This is a genomic window from Dolichospermum sp. FACHB-1091, assembly GCF_014697585.1.
Classification (GTDB): domain Bacteria; phylum Cyanobacteriota; class Cyanobacteriia; order Cyanobacteriales; family Nostocaceae; genus Dolichospermum.
The window spans coordinates 1-17,232 of the sequence record NZ_JACJSB010000050.1 but is presented as its reverse complement, the minus strand read 5'-3'; the positions used below and the strand labels follow the sequence as shown (position 1 = coordinate 17,232).

Sequence of the window (17,232 nt, the reverse complement as noted above, 5' to 3'; positions counted from 1 at the left end):
ATTAATTTATCGCGTTTGGCTAAAGCGTGAAAGTCTACCGAGGGATAACTGCTCCCATGCTCCCGTTGAAGTAGAAAGTAAAGTCTAGTTTTGTCTAGGTTTTATATAGCAGATGAAAACAACTCATACTCTAGAAATTGGAATGGCATATGGAGCTTCAACACTTGTTTTTTGTGCAACGCATTCAAATTTGAAGCTGGAAGAATCTGAACATATTGCTATCGATCCATTCCAAATTAAGCACTATGATGATTGTGGTGTTATCAGCATTCAAAATGCTAATTTAGATAAATATCTACAGATTTATTATGAGCCTTCTTGCTACGTTCTTCCTCAATTAATGCAACAAGGTAAAAAATATGACTTAATTTATATTGATGGTTCTCATCTGTTTGAGGACGCTTTTTTAGATGCGTACTTTACATTACGCTTACTTCGCACTGGAGGTGTAATGTTACTAGATGATAGTTCAGATCCCCATGTTGCTAAGGTGATTGCCTTTCTTCGTAGCAATCTTCCCACAGCTATAGAAGAAATAGATCTAACTCCATACCGACTACCAAGTCAGAGATCCTTTAAATATTACCTAGCTCGGCAACTTGGAAGAGTTCAATTGACAGGATTCCGTTTAATAGGAAAAGTAGATAGACCCTATGGAATATCACTAGCCAACTTCTAATATTAAGAATGTTACATCTTGTAATCGTAACATCTGCTTAAATATTGAAGGATCATAAAACGGTTAATTGAGTCAATTAACCCACAAATTAATTCAAGATGCTCAAGTGTACTTAAATTTTGTAGGAGATTTTGAGGAGGAATGAGTAATGCTGAGTAAACGGAATTGTATAAAGTATAAATTCTTACCTCTCCCGCAACAGGCATATAAATGGTGCAAATACATATTGATTACCATGTATTTAATCACAACTTTTCCATCGTTTATACTAATTATTCAATCTGAATTTTATAGATTTGCCACTCTTGAACAAATTACATCAAAAGTTTCCCATTTCAGAAAACCTGATTATGTTTTTCTTGGTGATTCTATCACTGGAGGTGGAAGAAATTGGGGATTAAGATTAGGTATATTACCCTTTTCAACAGTTAATCTGAGTAATAATGGGTACACAACTAGGCAAGTAGGTCTTTTATTGGATAAGGCTATCAAACTCAAGCCACGTTACATATTAATTATGGCTGGAACTAACGATATATTTGATCAGAGACTTTCAGATGAAGACATTAAACAAGATTGGAGAATCATCATAGAACAAGCTAAACAGAAAAGCACAGCTAAATTAGTTATAACTAGTGTACCAATTATGGCAGATAAGCGTTATGATCAACGCATTATTAAAATTAATAAATTTCTCAAAGAACTTGTGATAAGCAATGGATATAAATTTATTGATCTTAATGAGATTCTTTTATCTCAAGAAAGTTTAAATCATGATCGCAATCAATATTTTTCTGATGGTGTTCATTTCTCAGAAATTACATACAAATTATGGACTAAAAAAATTCATGCGGCTGTTAGTCAATAAAATTGATTAATGTAATATTCAAAAAAATTAAAGTAATATGAATCATTATGAATCTGAGAATTATTGCAGGTAGCGTTCTTAGCTATAGCTATAATCATATTTTAAGTAACTTACCATGTCATAAAGCTCGCCTAGCATATCTCAAGGCTTATCTAGGAACATTAGGGAATGGAACTTCTGTACAAATGGGATGTCGTTTTCTTAATGGGAGAAAAGTACATTTAGGCGATCGCAATGTAATTAACTTTGGCTGCTTATTTGATGGGCGGCATTACCAAATTAAAACAGGTAATGATGTTTCTATTGGACCGGAAGCCAGTATACTCACATTAGGTCATGATCCTCAGTCCGCAGAGTTTGCTGATAGAGGAGGAGATGTGATTATAGGCGATCGCGTTTGGATTGCTTATAGAGCTATTATCTTACCTGGTGTTACTTTAGGAGATGGAGTAGTGGTAGGTGCTGGTGCAGTAGTATCACGTTCTGTTGATCCCTATTGTATCGTTGCTGGTAATCCAGCTAGAGTCATAGGGGAAAGATCACAGGATCTTACTTATAAATTAAATTACTTTCCTTGGTTACTTTAATTTTTGTTAGTTTTTAGTTTACTGTTGATTAACCATTGTTGGTGCAGGTAGTGTAGTAACTAAAGATGTACCAGAGAGAGCGATCGCTGTTGGCAATCCAGCTAAAATAATTAAATACCGTAACTCAAAAATAGTTAACATGAGCTACCAACCGATACTAATGAGCATAAAAAAATGATCACTGATCGAGAAAAACTCAAACTTGAACTTGATTACATTGATGATTTTACCATTAACGTAGTGTATCGTATTGTGATGGCACTTAAACATCCCATACCTGTGGCTAACAATGAAATTAGCTGGTTCGTAAATAACCCACTAAAGAATAGTATCATATATGAAAAAGATATTATTAGCCCCATTGATGAAACGTGGGATGTTGAGACTTCAACATCCAAAAATTCAACTGTTAGCTTTAACACCAGAAATTGCGGTGCTGTCAACTAGATTACCAGGGAATTTTCATGGTGATCCAGCAGATCGATTGATTGTAGCCAGTAGTTTAGTTCACAAAGCACAGTTAATTTCCAAAGATGACAAAATTAAACAGTGGGGTTATCTACAAGTAATCTGGTAATGTCACCAAAAGTTTCCTCAAAGTAGACATATCATACATAAAAAGCGATCGCGTTTGGATTGCTTATAGAGCTATTATCTTACCTGGTGTGACTTTAGGAGATGGAGTAGTAGTGGGCGCTGGTGCAGTAGTATCACGTTCTATTGATCCCTATTGTATCGTTGCTGGTAATCCAGCTAGAGTCATAGGGGAAAGATCACAGGATTTTACTTATGAATTAAATTACTTTCCTTGGTTACTTTGATAAAACTATTTTTGATACAACTATTGTTGATGTTTTGATTGAAAACTTAACAAAATTTTTACAATTTACAATGAACAATAACTCACTGAGAATAAGCATCTGTATTCCCACTTACAACGCCGAAAAATTTATTCGCACCACCATCGCCTCCTGCCTCCAACAAACTCAATCTCCTTATGAAATTTTACTATCAGATGATGGTTCAGGCGATCGCACTGCTGATATACTCACAGAATATACCAATTATCCTCATGTAAAAATCATTTCCCCACCCCAAAGGTTAGGCATAGGAGATCACTATCGTTACTTATCTATGTCCGCTGCTGGTACTCACGCAGTTTTCCTTTCCTGTGATGATGCTCTCCACCCAAACTTCGTACAAATTGCCACCCGTGAATTAGCAAAAACCCCTCAAGTATCAATGTTAGCATTTGGGGGGTTTTCCTGTGATGCTAACCTTCAACCTCAAAGTCGTTTTGGATTAAGTTATCCCACTCGTCTCTTAGAACCACCCAACGGCTTTACTCACTTTATTCAAAGCTGTACTTATATCCTATCTACTTGTGTTTGGAATTGTGAATTTCTCCAGCAACTTGACCATTTACCGACAGCAGCCGGACTAGCTACAGATTGGTATTGGGCTTTGGAGGCAGGTCTGAAGTCACAGATTCGCCTATCGCGTCAGCCTTTAGGATATTATCGTTATCATGATACAAATTCATCCCACTCTAATCCAGAAAGATGGAAAAATCATGCCATTGAAATGCTAAATTATTTAGCGATGAATGATGAATTAACCCCAGCTTTGCAAAGCCAAATCGATCAAAGACTGCAAACTCTGATTGTTAACTTATCTGCACCAGAGAAAACTATTTCCCAGTCCCCATTAAAAATTAAAAACCTCAAAGAAATATTTAAGCGATTCCTTGTTCATAGCTTTGTAACTCATCCAGATTTTTTGCAATAATGTAGTTTTTCTTTTTCAAATAAATTCCTCTATTTGGTGAGATGTATGTGTAATAAATCCTGTATTGAATTTTATCAACGGGTAATTAAACCTAATGAAGTTAGCGGTAAAAAAATTCTTGAGGTAGGTTCGGCAAATTTGAATGGTGGACTACGTTCTTACCTAGAGAATCTTTCTCCCATAGAGTACATTGGAGTTGATATTCAAGAAGCTCCAGGAGTTGATATTGTTTTAAGGGCTGAAGATTTAGTTAAGCATTTTGGTGAAAATAAATTTGACTTTGTTGTCAGCACTGAAGTTTTAGAACATATTGCTGATTGGATCACCGTTATTAATAATCTCAAAAAAATTGTGTCCCCCAATGGAGTAATATTATTAACTACCCGTTCTATAGGGTTTCCTTATCATGGATTTCCCAATGATTATTGGAGATTTGAAGTTAAGGATATGCAACGGATTTTTGCCGATTTTGATATTATTGCTTTAGAAAGCGACCAGAGTGAACCTGGTGTTTTTATCAAAGCTATTAAACCATCACAAAATCCTCAAGTTTCCTCTGCGCTTGATAACTATAAACTATGGTCAATCATAACAGGGAAACGTGAATCTGCCTATTTTGCAAATAATTTTATAGCTTCACCCCCCCATTAAAGCGCATTGATTATCAGCTTAATCGGCTCTTCGCAAGACTATTTGCGTCCTTAAAAAGAAAAATAGCTATTTTGTTAAAATTAGTTATTTCCTAAATTACTATCTAATGAATTAAAATAAACCTTCTATGTCTTGCCTAGCCTGTAACGAAAGCGAGAACTTTAGCACTTTTACAGTGCGTGAGTTTATGATAGGAATTAATGATCAGCATCAATACAGAGAATGTTCTCAGTGTGGTAGCATTCAGATCCTCAATCCTGTAGAAAATTTAGCCGACTATTATCCTGAGAACTACTATTCTCTACAGAGAAAGGCAGAATCTTCTATTAAACAATGGCAAAGAATTGAAAGAGCAAAACAATCTCTGGGAAAATTCAGTCCTGTGGGTTGGTTGATGAATCAAATCCTGGGTAAAACCTACTTTGTGGATTGGATAACTTATGCTAGTATATCCAAAAATTCCGCTATTCTTGATGTCGGTTGTGGTAGTGGAACACTGCTTAAACACTTGCGAGACTGTGGATTTTGCAAATTAACAGGTATTGATCCATTTATGGAAAAATCTAACCATGATAGAGAAATACAACTGTTAAAACAAAATTTAGCAGAAACGGTAGGGGAATATGATCTAATTATGGCTCACCATTCCTTAGAACATATGCCAGATCCTCTATCTGCTTTGCAACAGATAGCTAGATTATTAAAACCCCAAGGTATATGCTTAATTCGTACTCCTGTAGCGGGAACTTGGGCATTTCGGACTTATGGATCACATTGGGTACAATTAGATGCACCACGCCATCTTTTTATACCATCCGTTAAAGGTATGCAAGAATTAGCAGTTCGCGCAGGATTAATAGTTGAAGAAGTTATTTTTGATTCCAATCGTTTTCAGATTACAGGAAGCGAAAAATGTCAACGTGGGTTAGATTTTTACAGTAGTGATCAGCAAATATTCTCCCCAACGCAACTCAAAGAGTTTGATCAAAGTTCTATCAAGCTAAATAAAGCTCAAGATGGGGATCAAGCTTGTTTTTGGTTAAAAAAGGCTCAATGAAAGAAACTTCACAACAGTGGTTAGTAGCGCTACTAGGAGCGCGAATGCACTATGCCGTTCCCCGCATCTTGCATCAAGAAAATTTACTTAAACATTTATACACAGATATTTGTGCTGTTAAGGGTTGGCCAAAGCTGCTGCAAATAATTCCCCAGTCCTTACAACCCTCCAGCCTCAAACGACTTATGGGACGAGTTCCTGAGGGGATACCAAATGAAAAGATCACAGCTTTTAATAGTTTTGGCTTTGAGTATGCCCAAAAACTACGTCACTCAAAATCCCCCTCAGAAACTACTCAGGCCTTTTTATGGGCTGGTAAAACCTTTGGTAAACTGATATTAAACCAAGGATTAGGAGAAGCATCCGGAATATATACTTTTAACACAGCAGGTTTAGAACTATTAGAAAATGCCCAAAAACAAGGGATAAAAGCAGTTACAGAACAAACAATTGCCCCGAAATTCATAGAGTATCAACTCTTACAACAAGAGCATGAGACTTTCCCTGATTGGGAGTTTCCTCCACAGGAAGATGGTTTTTTGGTAGAATTATCCAACAGGGAAAAAGAAGAATGGTCGAAAGCCGATATGATTCTTTGCGGCTCAGAATTTGTTAGGGATGGAATTGTTACCTGTGGAGGTCAAGCTGAAAAGTGTCAAATATTACCATACGGTGTAGATTGGCGTTTTTCACTGCCAAAAAAACCTCCTCATAGAGGAAATTTGCGTGTTTTAACCATTGGTGGAGTAGGATTAAGAAAAGGATCACCTTATGTTTTAGCAGCGGCACAAAAACTACAAAAATTGGCAATATTTCGCATGGTAGGTTCGTTGACCAGTATTAAACCAGGTATAAAGTCTGTTTTAGCAGATAACATGGAATTATTAGATGCTGTTCCCAGATCGGAAATATTTAACCACTATACTTGGGCGGACGTTTTTCTGCTTCCTTCCATTTGCGAAGGTTCAGCAACAGTTATATATGAAGCACTAGCAGCGGGACTGCCCGTAATTTGTACAGCCAATGCTGGTAGTGTAGTTAGAGATGGTATAGAAGGATTTATTGTTTCAGTGGGTAATTACGAAGCGATCGCTGATAAGTTAGAATTATTAGCGACTAACCCTGAGTTACGCAGTGAGATGTCTAAAAATGCTCGACAAAGGGCTAAAGAATTTACCTTAGATGGTTATCAAAAAAGATTAATAAAAATTATAGCTAAAATATAAAAATAAATCAAATGGTTGAACTTTTTCACTACATTTTAATAGGAATTTGTTTGATGATTGTGATTTGGACAATGATTAAAGTGGAACGTATTTACCAATTTCCATTTTTTATGGCCGCTATCATAATCATGTTTATTTTACCCCAGGTTACAGCCCTAATTAATAACCCAGGTCCAGTTACTCCACAGATGATAGTTCAAGTCTTGATCATGACTTGTCTTTGTCTTATTATGTGCTGCGTCGGATATAATTTTGCTCCCAATCGGAAATTATTATATAAATTTCAGAACCATTTGGACGAAAAGAAGCTGTTAAATGCGGGTATTTTTTTAACAGCTATGGGTTGTGTTTTCAGTATACTAACTCATGCGGAAGCCAGGAACTTTCAAAAAGCACAACCATGGACTGGTTCAATTACAATTTTTGTGACTTTTGCTGCGGTTATTTACGTCGGCTTTGCTATTTTCTTACTGCAACTTTTACAAAAACCGTCTGCGATTAATATTGCTGGAACTGTCATTGCAGCATTTCCCATTATCCAAACTGTTCTGAATGGGAGAAGACAGCCAACAATGACCTTTTTAATTATTATTGGTTTTTGTATTTGGTTTAGACTAAAGTTAGCGCCTCCCCGATGGGTTGTAATTATAGGTATTATTGCTGGTGTTTATGTTATCCCTATGTTAGCAGGACTCCGAGGTAATTTCTGGACATTAGTATTTCAACAAGATTGGGAAACTTTAAAAATTATTGCTGACTTGTCCTTTAATTCATTACAATCAGGGAAAATTCTAGAGTTAAGGAATGCAGCGCTAGCAATGGATGCAGCTACATTGTCCAACAAGTATGAATATGGAGCGGGATATTGGAATGCTTTTATATTTCAGTATATTCCGGGTCAGATACTAGGATATGATTTTAAGAATTCAATACAATTCAGTTTAAACAGAGAGCTTCTTATACGTAGCTATGGTTACGTATTCACGGTGGGGACAACCTGGACTGGAATTGGTGATTCTTATTTGCAATTTGGTTATTTTGGATCTTTGATATTTGCAGTAATAGGAAATTTATTTAAAACCTTATGGGTATCTTCGGTCTACCATAGAAGTATTACAGCTACTCTTTTAATGATCGGTTTAATTAGTCCAGCTATGGTATCTATTACCCATGGAACAGAGCGTTTTTTGCAAGAATTCATCTTTCAGGTGATTATAATCAGTTTAGTCGCTTATTATGCCCGGTTTACTTCTAAAAGGCGAATAATTTCAGATTTTTAAGATTAAAAATTCTAATGATCAAATCTTTACATCCTTCATCTCAAATAGCAATTTTATTTGCTAATTATGGTCCCTATCATATTGCCAGAGTTGCGTCCACCTATCACGCTTGTAAGTCTAGAGGATGGAATGTTTTTGGCATTCAATTGGCCCGTTCAGAAGAAGAATATCCCTGGCAAACACAAGCCGAACAGTTTCCCTGTGAAATTATCTCAGTCATTAATGATTGTCCACTAGAAAAATCAAAACCAACTGATTTATTCGGCAAATTAATCTCCCTTTTAAATCAAACTAACCCAGATGCTATAGCAATTTCTGGTTATGCCCGTCCTGCTATGCTTGTTGCTTTATTATGGTGTATTTGGCATAGAAAAACGGCTATTCTTTTATCGGAAACAACAGAAAACGATGAACCTCGTTCTTTGTGGAAAGAAAAGATTAAAAAATTCATCATTACCAGATATAAAGCGGCTTTAGTAGGAGGACAACCCCAAAAACGTTATTTAATCAAATTAGGAATGCCTTCAGATGCTATTTTTTTAGGTTACGATGTGGTAGGTAATGATGTTTTCCATCCTGATCAGATTAAATCCTTATCTTGTCCATTAGATAAACCATTCTTTTTAGCTATTAATAGATTTGTCACTAAAAAGAATTTACCATTTCTCCTTTCAGCTTATGCTAACTATCGTCAATTAGTGGCTACTAGTGCTTGGGATTTAGTTCTTTGTGGTGATGGTGAACTACGGTTACAAATTGAGGAACTTATTAACCAACTACAAATCCAAGATTCGGTTCATCTTCCTGGTTTTTTACAACAGGATCAACTTTTACCTTATTTTGCTTATGCAAAATGCTTTATTCATGCTAGTGTACAGGAACAATGGGGTTTAGTAGTCAATGAAGCTATGGCAGCAGGTTTACCAGTGTTGATTTCCAATCGTTGTGGCTGTTATGAAGATCTAATTATAGAAGGTGTGAATGGGTTTGGTTTTGATCCTGAAAATACTCAACAGCTAACTAACCTAATGCTGAAAATAAGTTCGGAAGACATTGATTTACATTCCATTGGTAATGCGGCTTTAGCACACATTCAAAAATTCTCCCCTGACTATTTTGCCCAAGGACTAATTCAAGCAATTAAAAGGACTTTACCACAGCATTGATTTCTTGATAAAACAATTTTTAATTCTGTTTTTTATTATTAAAATATATGAAAAATAACTCAAGAGATTGGGGGACAGATTTAGAATCATCTCGACTTATGGAATTGTGGTTATTCATGCTGGAGGTTATGCAACACCATCAGATAATTTAGCTATCAGATAATTTAGCTATTGAATTACCAAATATTTTTAGATTTGCTTTACCTTTTTTCCTGGCTGCTTCTTTCTATTTAATCTCTAACCAAAAAAAAGAATATAAGTTATTTGATCTCATTTATTCAAGATGGAATAGATTGATTATTCCTTACTTAATCTGGAGTCTAATATATCTTGTCTCTAGGATAATTAAAGAGTTAATTTCTGCTAGAAATGCAGATTTAACAAGTTTATTTCAAGATCCATTGTCTATAATATTTTTTGGTTCATCTGCTGTGCATTTATATTTTTTATATATTTTTTACCCCTATTATTTATAGGAAATTTATTTGAGATAGCAATTAAAAAGTTTAGAACAAACTTTAAATTTTCATGCCTATTATTTTTGATCAGTCTAACTATTTACAATATAGCTTTACAAGCTTGTACTAACTTTAGCATGAAACGGGTGACATTTTATGATGTATTTTATTCCTTGCAAGTTTCAGCACTGCAACCAATATTAAAGTTATTATTAATACAAGGTTGGTTTATTATTATCTGTCTTCCATATATATTTTTTGCCAGAATGATTCACACCTATCCATATAAGCATATATTTTATTCTCATATTCAAAAATATTTATATCCATTATTAATTTCCTGGTTTTTAATTGTTATTATAGTTGGAAGAACCTTAATCCCATCATTTATCAATGAACCTATATTGGGCTGTCTGTTTTTAATTTTAGCGTTGAATTTTTCATTTTTACCGGAAAATATTTTCCTGAAAAGGATTGTTTTGAATTTAAGTGAAGCCTCATTTGGAATTTATCTTATTCATCATTTAATAATTAATTTTTCTCAATTATTAATCTCTAAAATTTATCCGAATTTTATGAATCAAGTATCTATTTTAAGTCTATTACTTTTCTCTGTGTCTGGATTTTTTATAAGTTGGGTTACTGTTAACATTTTTCAAGGCAAAAAAATATAATATGGTATATTATATTTAGTTATCATTAGATATCAATGTTTATGAAAATTTTAATTGTTATACCCGCTTTGGGGAATGTTTATGGTGGACCATCTAAGGTTGTTCTTGAGTTAGCCGAATCTATTGGTAAATTAGGTATTAGTGTTGATGTCGTAGCTACTAACGCCAATGGAGAAATAAATTTGGATGTGAATCTCAATGAGTGGATTATACAAAACCATTATAGAGTCAGATATTTTTCCTATTTAAACTCCTTAGACTATAAGTTCACCTGGTCAATGAGTCAATGGTTATTTGCAAATGTATCTAATTATAATTTAGTTCATACTCATGCTGTTTTTTCCTATCCTGTTCTGGTAACATATTGGATGTGCCAATTACGCAAAATTCCTTATATTGCTACACCTCATGGAATGCTAGAACCATGGGCTTTAGCCTATAAAAATTGGAAAAAAAAACTTTATTTTACTTTTTTAGAAAAACCTGCTTTACAAAAGGCTAGTGCTATACAAATGTTAGCCTCCACAGAAGCAGAAGGAATCAAAAACCTCGATTTAAAGCCACCTGTAGTGATTGTTCCCAACGGAATTCATAGAGAAGATTTTGCCTCTCTTCCCGACCCAGAAATTTTTTATCATCAATTTCCAGAAACTAAAAATAAAAGATTAATTATATTTTTAGGACGCATTGATCCTAAAAAAGGATTAGATCTATTAGCACCAGCTTTTGCTCAAGCATATCAAAAATTTCCTGATACTCATTTAATTATTGCAGGTCCTGATAACACCGGATTTTTACCCACTGCTGAAAGCTACTTTATCAAAGCAGGTTGTCACCATGCTGTCACCTTTACGGGAATGTTAACAGGTGATATCAAGTATGCAGCCTTAGCAGCAGCGACAATATATGTTGCCCCTTCCTATTCTGAAGGCTTTAGTATGTCAGTATTAGAAGGAATGGCTGCGGCTTTACCCTGTGTCATTACCACTGGTTGTAATTTTCCCGAAGCGGGTGAAGCTGAAGCTGCTATAATTGTGAATATTGATGTTGGTAGTATAGCTAAGGCTATAATTCAACTTCTAGAAGATGATCAAAAGGCCAAGAATATGGGCGATTCCTACGGAGCGCTTCGCTATCGCGCTCGGCAGTTTATATTAGATAATTATACATGGGATCAAGTGGCATTAAAGATGATCTCTGTTTATGAAAAGATCATTCAAGGTAATAAACATTTATAGATGAGAATCCCTACATGAGGAACGTCTCTACACCCAAATTCATACTTAGTTTCAGCAACGCCATTAAATGCAGTACAGCTTAAAAAGCGATCGCTCTGGGTTGTCGACTATTGAAAAAAGGATTTGGAGCGATAGGGCGATTCCTAGGTCGCGCTTCGCTATCGCAGCTATAATACTATAACAGAGTAAACAATACTTAGGTGCTTTCATGAACACCATTAATGCTCTTTACGAACAAGATTATTTCCTTTGGCTGGAAGAAACCTATAAATTACTAGAAAATAATCGCATTGAGGAATTGGATTTTTTACATTTAAAGGAGGAAATTCTCAGTTTGGGTAATGAACAAAGGCGGAAAGTTGACAGTTACCTGCGTCAATTGCTCATTCACTTATTGTTGTATAAGTATTGGAACTCTGAAAAAGAATACTGTGCCAAAGGTTGCCAAAATGAAATTGATAACTTTCGATTTGAGCTTGAGTTATTGTTAAAGTCTAAAACGTTGTATAACTATTTCTTGCAAGAAATTGCAGAAATTTATGTTAAAGCCAGAAGACAGGTTATCAAAAAAAGTGAATTACCTGCTGATCTTTTTCCTGAAAGTTGTCCGTTTTCTGCCGATGATCTACTTGATCCAGAATTTCTTCCCGATTAAAATTAGTGATGTCCCTGTGAAATTTCTATAATAATGCTTCTCAAAAATGGGCGATTCCTAGGTCGCGCTTCGCTATCGCGCCCGGCAGTTTATATTAATGTAAGTTGCTAGTTAGGTAAATTTTCAGAAATGGCTAACGCCACACTTCGCTATCAGGATGTCCAGGATTAAAGGATGAACAGGATGAAACCAGAGTTTTTATTACCAATTACCTAGTATATGGAAGGAATTGAATATTAATAACTTAACTATTAAGTAGAGGGAGGCAAAAACAATGACTGTAGCTCTAGACAAAACCATAATCTATCCCGACAGTGATGGTCAGCCCATGGCAGATAACACCAAGCAATTTCGCTGGATTGTCCTGATTAAAGAAAATCTCGACTCCCTCTTTGCCAATGACGATACCGTTTTTGTGGCAGGAGATCTGCTGTGGTATCCCGTTGAAGGTCGTCCCGATATTCGTGTCGCTCCCGATGTCCTCGTGGTCTTTGGCCGACCCAAAGGCGATCGGGGGTCATACCGGCAATGGCAAGAAGATAATATTGCCCCTCAAGTAGTGTTTGAGATTTTGTCTCCAGGCAATACCCTCAAAGAAATGAGCCGTAAATTGTTATTCTATAACCGCTATGATGTGGAAGAATACTACATATATAACCCAGACTCTAATGAGTTGATGGGTTTTACCAGAGCCAACGAAGAACTCATATCCATTGAAAACATGGATCATTGGCTGAGTCCTCGTTTGGGTATTCGGTTTGAACTAACAGCGTCAACTCTAAATATTTATGATCATCAAGGCAATCTCTTCTTATCTCCGTTAGAACTACGCAAAAGCCTTGAACAGGAGAAAAAACGAGCAGAACAGGAAAAACAACGAGCAGAACAGGAAAAACAACGAGCAGAACAGGAAAAACAACGAGCAGAACAGGAAAAACAACGAGCAGAACAGGAAAAACAACGAGCAGACAAACTAGCAGAAAAACTGCGGGCTTTGGGGGTGAATTTAGATGAAATTTAAAGAAAATTAACCGAAGAAAGGATTTCTGCTTGGCGATCGCATTCGGCAAACAAGAATATTATGGAAAAAACACCCTAATTATCGTCCAAACCGATGTCAAAACTTTTCGTTACTTGTGTCGGTTTTTTCCGTTCACCTATTTAGGACGGCTTGGGGATTATTGTAGCAAAATTTGAATAGTCGCCTTTTGGTTTAATTGTATTAAACTACTTAGGCGTTTTTAAAATCTATAAGCATCTAATAAATCTAAACATTTTTGTGATCACCATTCCTGATTTATTTGTAAACTTGGATTATTCTTATGATTCACGTTGTTGTGAAAGGGGAAGAAAGTTTACATCTTCATAAAGTTCCGTCATTTTACCAATAAAATTGATAGTTGGTAATTGAAATGATGTTTGTTCTCCTATATAAGATTGTAAAGTCCAAAGTCCCTCTTCATTGCGTCTAAAACATTCAACTCTAGGTTTTTTCGTATTAATTAAAACGTATTCTTGCAAAGTTTCCAACATTTGATAATCAGCAAATTTATCACCTCTATCAAATCCTTCAGTAGAATTAGATAAAACCTCAATTATTAAACAAGGAAATCTTTTATAACCTGGAGTTTCTTGATCTCTTGAATCACAAGTTACCATCACATCAGGATAGTAAAATCTATTTAAGGATTCTATTCTGGCTTTGATATCAGCAATATATACCCGACAACCATAACCTCGAAGATGATTACGAATTAAAGAGGCTATATTTAAAGCTATAGTAACATGAGAATCAAATGCGCCAGCCATTGCATAAATATATCCATCAATATATTCATGTTTAACTGTGCTGTTTTCTTCGAGTGCTAAATATTCTTCTGGTGTGATGTAAAAATCGGGGGCAGCAATCATATTTTATCACCTCAAGATTCTCACTTTTGTCGTGGTTAATGGTACAAAAAACTATATTATCATAAATTAAATTGTCAGTAGGTGAACACAATAAAACCAAAGTCTGTAAAAAAATGTAAAGTAGCATCAAAGATGATCTCCGTTTACGAAAAGATCATTCAAAGTTATAATTTATAGAACATTCCAGGTAATGAAACACAGGAGATAGTCATCATGTATCAAAGTGAAGCACCTCCGCAAAAAAACCTGCCCACCATGTATGATTTACCCAGTGAGGATATTGATGAATTAGACTCCACAATTCATCCGCGTCCACCCTGGGAAACATTGCCAACGATGTATGATTTACCTAGTGAAAATCCAGAGGAGCCAGGGTTGCCAGACGAATTTCATGACTTTCAACCGCAATTATTACGGGAAACCTGCCAATCTCCCCTTTATCCCAAAGAGGAAATGTTCATTGGTACGGATTTAAACTTATACTATGATGTGCGACATTTTGCATGGTATAAAAGACCAGATTGGTTTTTAGTGTTAGGAGTGCCTGCTGCTGAAAAACAAGAAGATATGCGCTGGAGTTATGTAATTTGGCAAGAAGGATTAGCTCCATTTTTAATAGTAGAATTATTATCACGGGGTACGGAAGCAGAAGACTTAGGAAAAACATCAAGAAGTGCGACTAAACCACCAACAAAATGGCAAGCTTATGAACAGTATTTGCGATCGCCCTACTATGTTATTTTCGATAGATATGAAAATCGTCTGCGAGTATTTCAACTACTGGGGATAAAATATCAAGCAGTGGAACTGACAGAACCAAAATTCTGGTTTCCTGAATTGGAATTAGGAGTAGGAGTTTGGGCGGGAAAATATCAAGGTACAGAAGGTTTGTGGCTACGTTGGTATAATCAAGATGGTGATTGGATTCCTACCTTTGCTGAACGGGCAGAACAGGAAAAACAACGAGCAGAACAGGAAAAACAACGAGCAGAACAGGAAAAACAACGAGCAGACAAACTAGCTGAGAAACTGAGAGCTTTGGGAGTGAATTTAGATGATATTTAAAGAAAATTAACCCAAAAAAGCATTTCCGCAGGTATGTTATTGTGGGTGCCTATGACCAAGCACCCCATCCCCAAGCTATAATTGGCTTTAGGAGGTAGTCCAAAACGACAAAAATTTACAGCCGAATTTGCTTAAAAATATATGAAACAGTGGCACAGTCCAAAATTAGATGATATTATCCAAGAGCGCCGTTATAAGTTAGAACAAGAACGCAAAGATCTAATTGTCAAGACAAAACAATGGTTAGATGAATTTTCGCCAGAATTTGGCATAGATAAAGCCTACATTTTCGGTTCTGTAACCCGTGTTGGTAAATTTCGGCAAAATTCAGATGTTGATGTCGCAGTAGAAAATATCAATCCAGAAAAATATTGTTTAGCTATTAGCTTCCTGTCAACCTATTTAGAAAGGGATGTAGATATTATCAGATTGAATGATTGTCATTTTAGCGATCGCATTCGGCAAACAGGAATATTATGGAAAAAAACACCCTAATTATCTTCCAAACGGATGTCAAATATCAATTAGCGGTGATTACTGCTATTAACCAAAAATTGGTTGAACGTTCTGAAAATTTAACCTCTGATAATCCAGTTTTATTAGAAAGTATCGCTTACCAAATTCATAACTTATATGGTGCAACCGAAGATCTACTAAAAATAGTAGCCTCCTATTTTGAAAATAATATTACCGATACTGCCCAGTGGCACAGTGCATTACTCAGAAGAATGAGCCAAAATATTCCCGAAGTTCGTCCTTTTTTAATTTCTCCGTCAACCTACGAGATTTTAAATAGTTTAAGAGGATTTCGCCATTTCTTTCGTCATGCTTATGGGGTAGAAATAGAATATGAGCAACTAAAAATCAATTTATTTAAAGCATTAGCATTATTACCAAATCTTGAAAAAGATATTGAACTTTTCCTGGAAAAAATCAACTAGTCAACAGAAAAAAGATAAACTCATCAGCACTAAGCACAATGATAGAAAACATTTATACAGAAAATATCAATCAAACTCTAGAAGAAAGAAAACAAGAGGCATTACAAACGGCCGCAAAATGTCAGCAAATTCTCTTAGAAAATGGAGCTAAAGAGGTAATATTATTTGGTTCTTTATCAGGAGAAAGTCCTTGGCATTGGCAATCTGATTTAGATTTGGCTGTGAGAGGAATGTCGGAAAAACAACAATGGGAAGCCTATTCTCTTCTGGAAAAAATCACACCTAATTGGTTAAAAATAGATTTAGTAGCATTAGAAGAAATTCCAGATTTTGTCCGTTCTCGCATTCTCAAAGAAAAACCTATGCCTACTAATAAATATTTAGCCCTAAAAACTCGCATTGAAGATGAGATGATAGCTTTAGAGCAGAATTTTCAAGCTATGAAAACTGCTTTAGAGCAAAGTGATAATGTCCCAGAAATCTTTATCACTCCCACATTATCCAGCTATATTTGTGATTTTTACACAGCTTGTGAGCGAATTAGCGAAAGGGTGGCTGTTACCCTAGATGGGGGAATGCCAAAAACAGAAAATTGGCACGAACAACTATTGTTACAAATGGCAGAAATTGGTGGAGAAAATCGTCCTCCTTTATGGCAAGGTTCACTATTATTACAATTAAATGATTATCGCAAGTTTAGACATTTAGCACGGCACAATTATAATCTACAACTGCGAAAAGAAAGAGTATTAGAATTAGCCAAGCAAACAGAAGTAATTATAGCAAAAATCCAAGCAGCGATCGCTCTTTTTATTCAATGGCTAGAATCTCAAGTAAAAGACTTGTAAGTTACCCCCCTTAGTCCCCCCTGGCAAAAGCAGGGGGTTTTCATTCTCCGAGGTAAAGAAGAAAAGAATAGTGATCTTTTCTTGATAAAATCAAAAAGAGATCACTAATGTTTCAATTTTTCAATTATGTTAAATAGCTT

General features: G+C 35.5%; 21 protein-coding genes. 19 read left to right on the top strand and 2 right to left on the bottom strand.

Annotated features, from left to right (window positions below):
* Positions 1 to 112 precede the first annotated feature (112 nt).
* From H6G25_RS20485 to H6G25_RS20475, 3 genes are all read left to right on the top strand, one after another.
* Positions 113 to 679 (top strand): class I SAM-dependent methyltransferase, encoded by a 567-nt coding sequence (locus tag H6G25_RS20485; protein WP_190394070.1) that lies wholly within the window; start codon positions 113 to 115, stop codon positions 677 to 679.
* 235 nt (positions 680 to 914) lie between these two features.
* Positions 915 to 1,547 carry a GDSL-type esterase/lipase family protein gene (locus tag H6G25_RS20480; RefSeq protein ID WP_190394069.1) on the top strand — a complete coding sequence of 211 codons (633 nt, stop codon included), beginning with the start codon at positions 915 to 917 and terminating at the stop codon, positions 1,545 to 1,547.
* Between the two features lie 47 nt (positions 1,548 to 1,594).
* Positions 1,595 to 2,134, top strand: a complete 540-nt coding sequence (locus H6G25_RS20475; protein ID WP_190394068.1) for a DapH/DapD/GlmU-related protein — start codon at positions 1,595 to 1,597, stop codon at positions 2,132 to 2,134.
* An 18-nt stretch (positions 2,135 to 2,152) separates the two neighbouring features.
* On the opposite strand, the gene H6G25_RS21595 is transcribed toward H6G25_RS20475, so the two are convergent.
* Positions 2,153 to 2,275, bottom strand: a complete 123-nt coding sequence (locus tag H6G25_RS21595) for a hypothetical protein (RefSeq protein WP_277881764.1) — start codon at positions 2,273 to 2,275, stop codon at positions 2,153 to 2,155.
* A gap of 196 nt (positions 2,276 to 2,471) precedes the next feature.
* On the opposite strand from H6G25_RS21595, the gene H6G25_RS20470 reads away from it, so the two are divergent.
* From H6G25_RS20470 to H6G25_RS20410, 12 genes are all read left to right on the top strand, one after another.
* The gene (locus tag H6G25_RS20470) at positions 2,472 to 2,711 is read left to right on the top strand and encodes a PIN domain-containing protein (protein ID WP_190394067.1); all 240 of its coding nucleotides are present in this window, start codon (positions 2,472 to 2,474) and stop codon (positions 2,709 to 2,711) included.
* A gap of 28 nt (positions 2,712 to 2,739) precedes the next feature.
* The gene (locus H6G25_RS20465) at positions 2,740 to 2,955 is read left to right on the top strand and encodes a hypothetical protein (RefSeq protein WP_190394073.1); all 216 of its coding nucleotides are present in this window, start codon (positions 2,740 to 2,742) and stop codon (positions 2,953 to 2,955) included.
* Positions 2,956 to 3,025: 70 nt separating this feature from the next.
* Positions 3,026 to 3,922, top strand: a complete 897-nt coding sequence (locus tag H6G25_RS20460) for a glycosyltransferase (protein ID WP_190394066.1) — start codon at positions 3,026 to 3,028, stop codon at positions 3,920 to 3,922.
* A gap of 45 nt (positions 3,923 to 3,967) precedes the next feature.
* Positions 3,968 to 4,573 (top strand): class I SAM-dependent methyltransferase, encoded by a 606-nt coding sequence (locus tag H6G25_RS20455; protein WP_190394065.1) that lies wholly within the window; start codon positions 3,968 to 3,970, stop codon positions 4,571 to 4,573.
* A gap of 127 nt (positions 4,574 to 4,700) precedes the next feature.
* On the top strand, positions 4,701 to 5,630 hold the full coding sequence (locus H6G25_RS20450) for a class I SAM-dependent methyltransferase (protein ID WP_190394064.1): 930 nt from the start codon (positions 4,701 to 4,703) through the stop codon (positions 5,628 to 5,630).
* Positions 5,627 to 6,856, top strand: coding sequence for a glycosyltransferase family 4 protein (locus H6G25_RS20445; protein ID WP_242035048.1), 1,230 nt, complete (start codon positions 5,627 to 5,629; stop codon positions 6,854 to 6,856). The genes H6G25_RS20450 and H6G25_RS20445 overlap by 4 nt, the downstream gene beginning before the upstream one ends.
* Positions 6,857 to 7,044: 188 nt before the next feature.
* Positions 7,045 to 8,136 (top strand): hypothetical protein, encoded by a 1,092-nt coding sequence (locus tag H6G25_RS20440; RefSeq protein WP_199319821.1) that lies wholly within the window; start codon positions 7,045 to 7,047, stop codon positions 8,134 to 8,136.
* Between the two features lie 14 nt (positions 8,137 to 8,150).
* Positions 8,151 to 9,302: a glycosyltransferase gene (locus H6G25_RS20435; protein ID WP_190394062.1), complete on the top strand. Its 1,152-nt coding sequence runs from the start codon at positions 8,151 to 8,153 to the stop codon at positions 9,300 to 9,302.
* A gap of 604 nt (positions 9,303 to 9,906) precedes the next feature.
* Positions 9,907 to 10,434, top strand: coding sequence for a hypothetical protein (locus tag H6G25_RS20425; RefSeq protein WP_190394061.1), 528 nt, complete (start codon positions 9,907 to 9,909; stop codon positions 10,432 to 10,434).
* A gap of 41 nt (positions 10,435 to 10,475) precedes the next feature.
* The gene (locus H6G25_RS20420) at positions 10,476 to 11,672 is read left to right on the top strand and encodes a glycosyltransferase (RefSeq protein ID WP_190394060.1); all 1,197 of its coding nucleotides are present in this window, start codon (positions 10,476 to 10,478) and stop codon (positions 11,670 to 11,672) included.
* Between the two features lie 208 nt (positions 11,673 to 11,880).
* Positions 11,881 to 12,327 carry a DUF29 domain-containing protein gene (locus H6G25_RS20415; protein WP_190394059.1) on the top strand — a complete coding sequence of 149 codons (447 nt, stop codon included), beginning with the start codon at positions 11,881 to 11,883 and terminating at the stop codon, positions 12,325 to 12,327.
* Positions 12,328 to 12,601: 274 nt separating this feature from the next.
* Entirely contained in the window at positions 12,602 to 13,348 is a 747-nt protein-coding gene (locus tag H6G25_RS20410) for a Uma2 family endonuclease (protein ID WP_190394058.1), read from the top strand.
* Positions 13,349 to 13,647: 299 nt separating this feature from the next.
* On the opposite strand, the gene H6G25_RS20405 is transcribed toward H6G25_RS20410, so the two are convergent.
* On the bottom strand, positions 13,648 to 14,238 hold the full coding sequence (locus tag H6G25_RS20405; protein WP_190394057.1) for a Uma2 family endonuclease: 591 nt from the start codon (positions 14,236 to 14,238) through the stop codon (positions 13,648 to 13,650).
* A 213-nt stretch (positions 14,239 to 14,451) separates the two neighbouring features.
* Here H6G25_RS20405 and H6G25_RS20400 point away from each other — a divergent pair, with 213 nt between their 5' ends.
* The 4 genes from H6G25_RS20400 (at position 14,452) to H6G25_RS20385 (ending at position 17,092) form a co-directional block, all read left to right on the top strand.
* A complete protein-coding gene (locus tag H6G25_RS20400) occupies positions 14,452 to 15,303 on the top strand; it encodes a Uma2 family endonuclease (protein WP_190394056.1) in 852 nt (283 codons plus the stop codon).
* 141 nt (positions 15,304 to 15,444) lie between these two features.
* Positions 15,445 to 15,798 (top strand): nucleotidyltransferase domain-containing protein, encoded by a 354-nt coding sequence (locus tag H6G25_RS20395; protein ID WP_190394055.1) that lies wholly within the window; start codon positions 15,445 to 15,447, stop codon positions 15,796 to 15,798.
* Entirely contained in the window at positions 15,780 to 16,244 is a 465-nt protein-coding gene (locus H6G25_RS20390; protein ID WP_190394054.1) for a hypothetical protein, read from the top strand. The genes H6G25_RS20395 and H6G25_RS20390 overlap by 19 nt, the downstream gene beginning before the upstream one ends.
* Positions 16,245 to 16,282: 38 nt before the next feature.
* Positions 16,283 to 17,092, top strand: coding sequence for a nucleotidyltransferase domain-containing protein (locus H6G25_RS20385; RefSeq protein ID WP_190394053.1), 810 nt, complete (start codon positions 16,283 to 16,285; stop codon positions 17,090 to 17,092).
* Positions 17,093 to 17,232 lie beyond the last annotated feature (140 nt).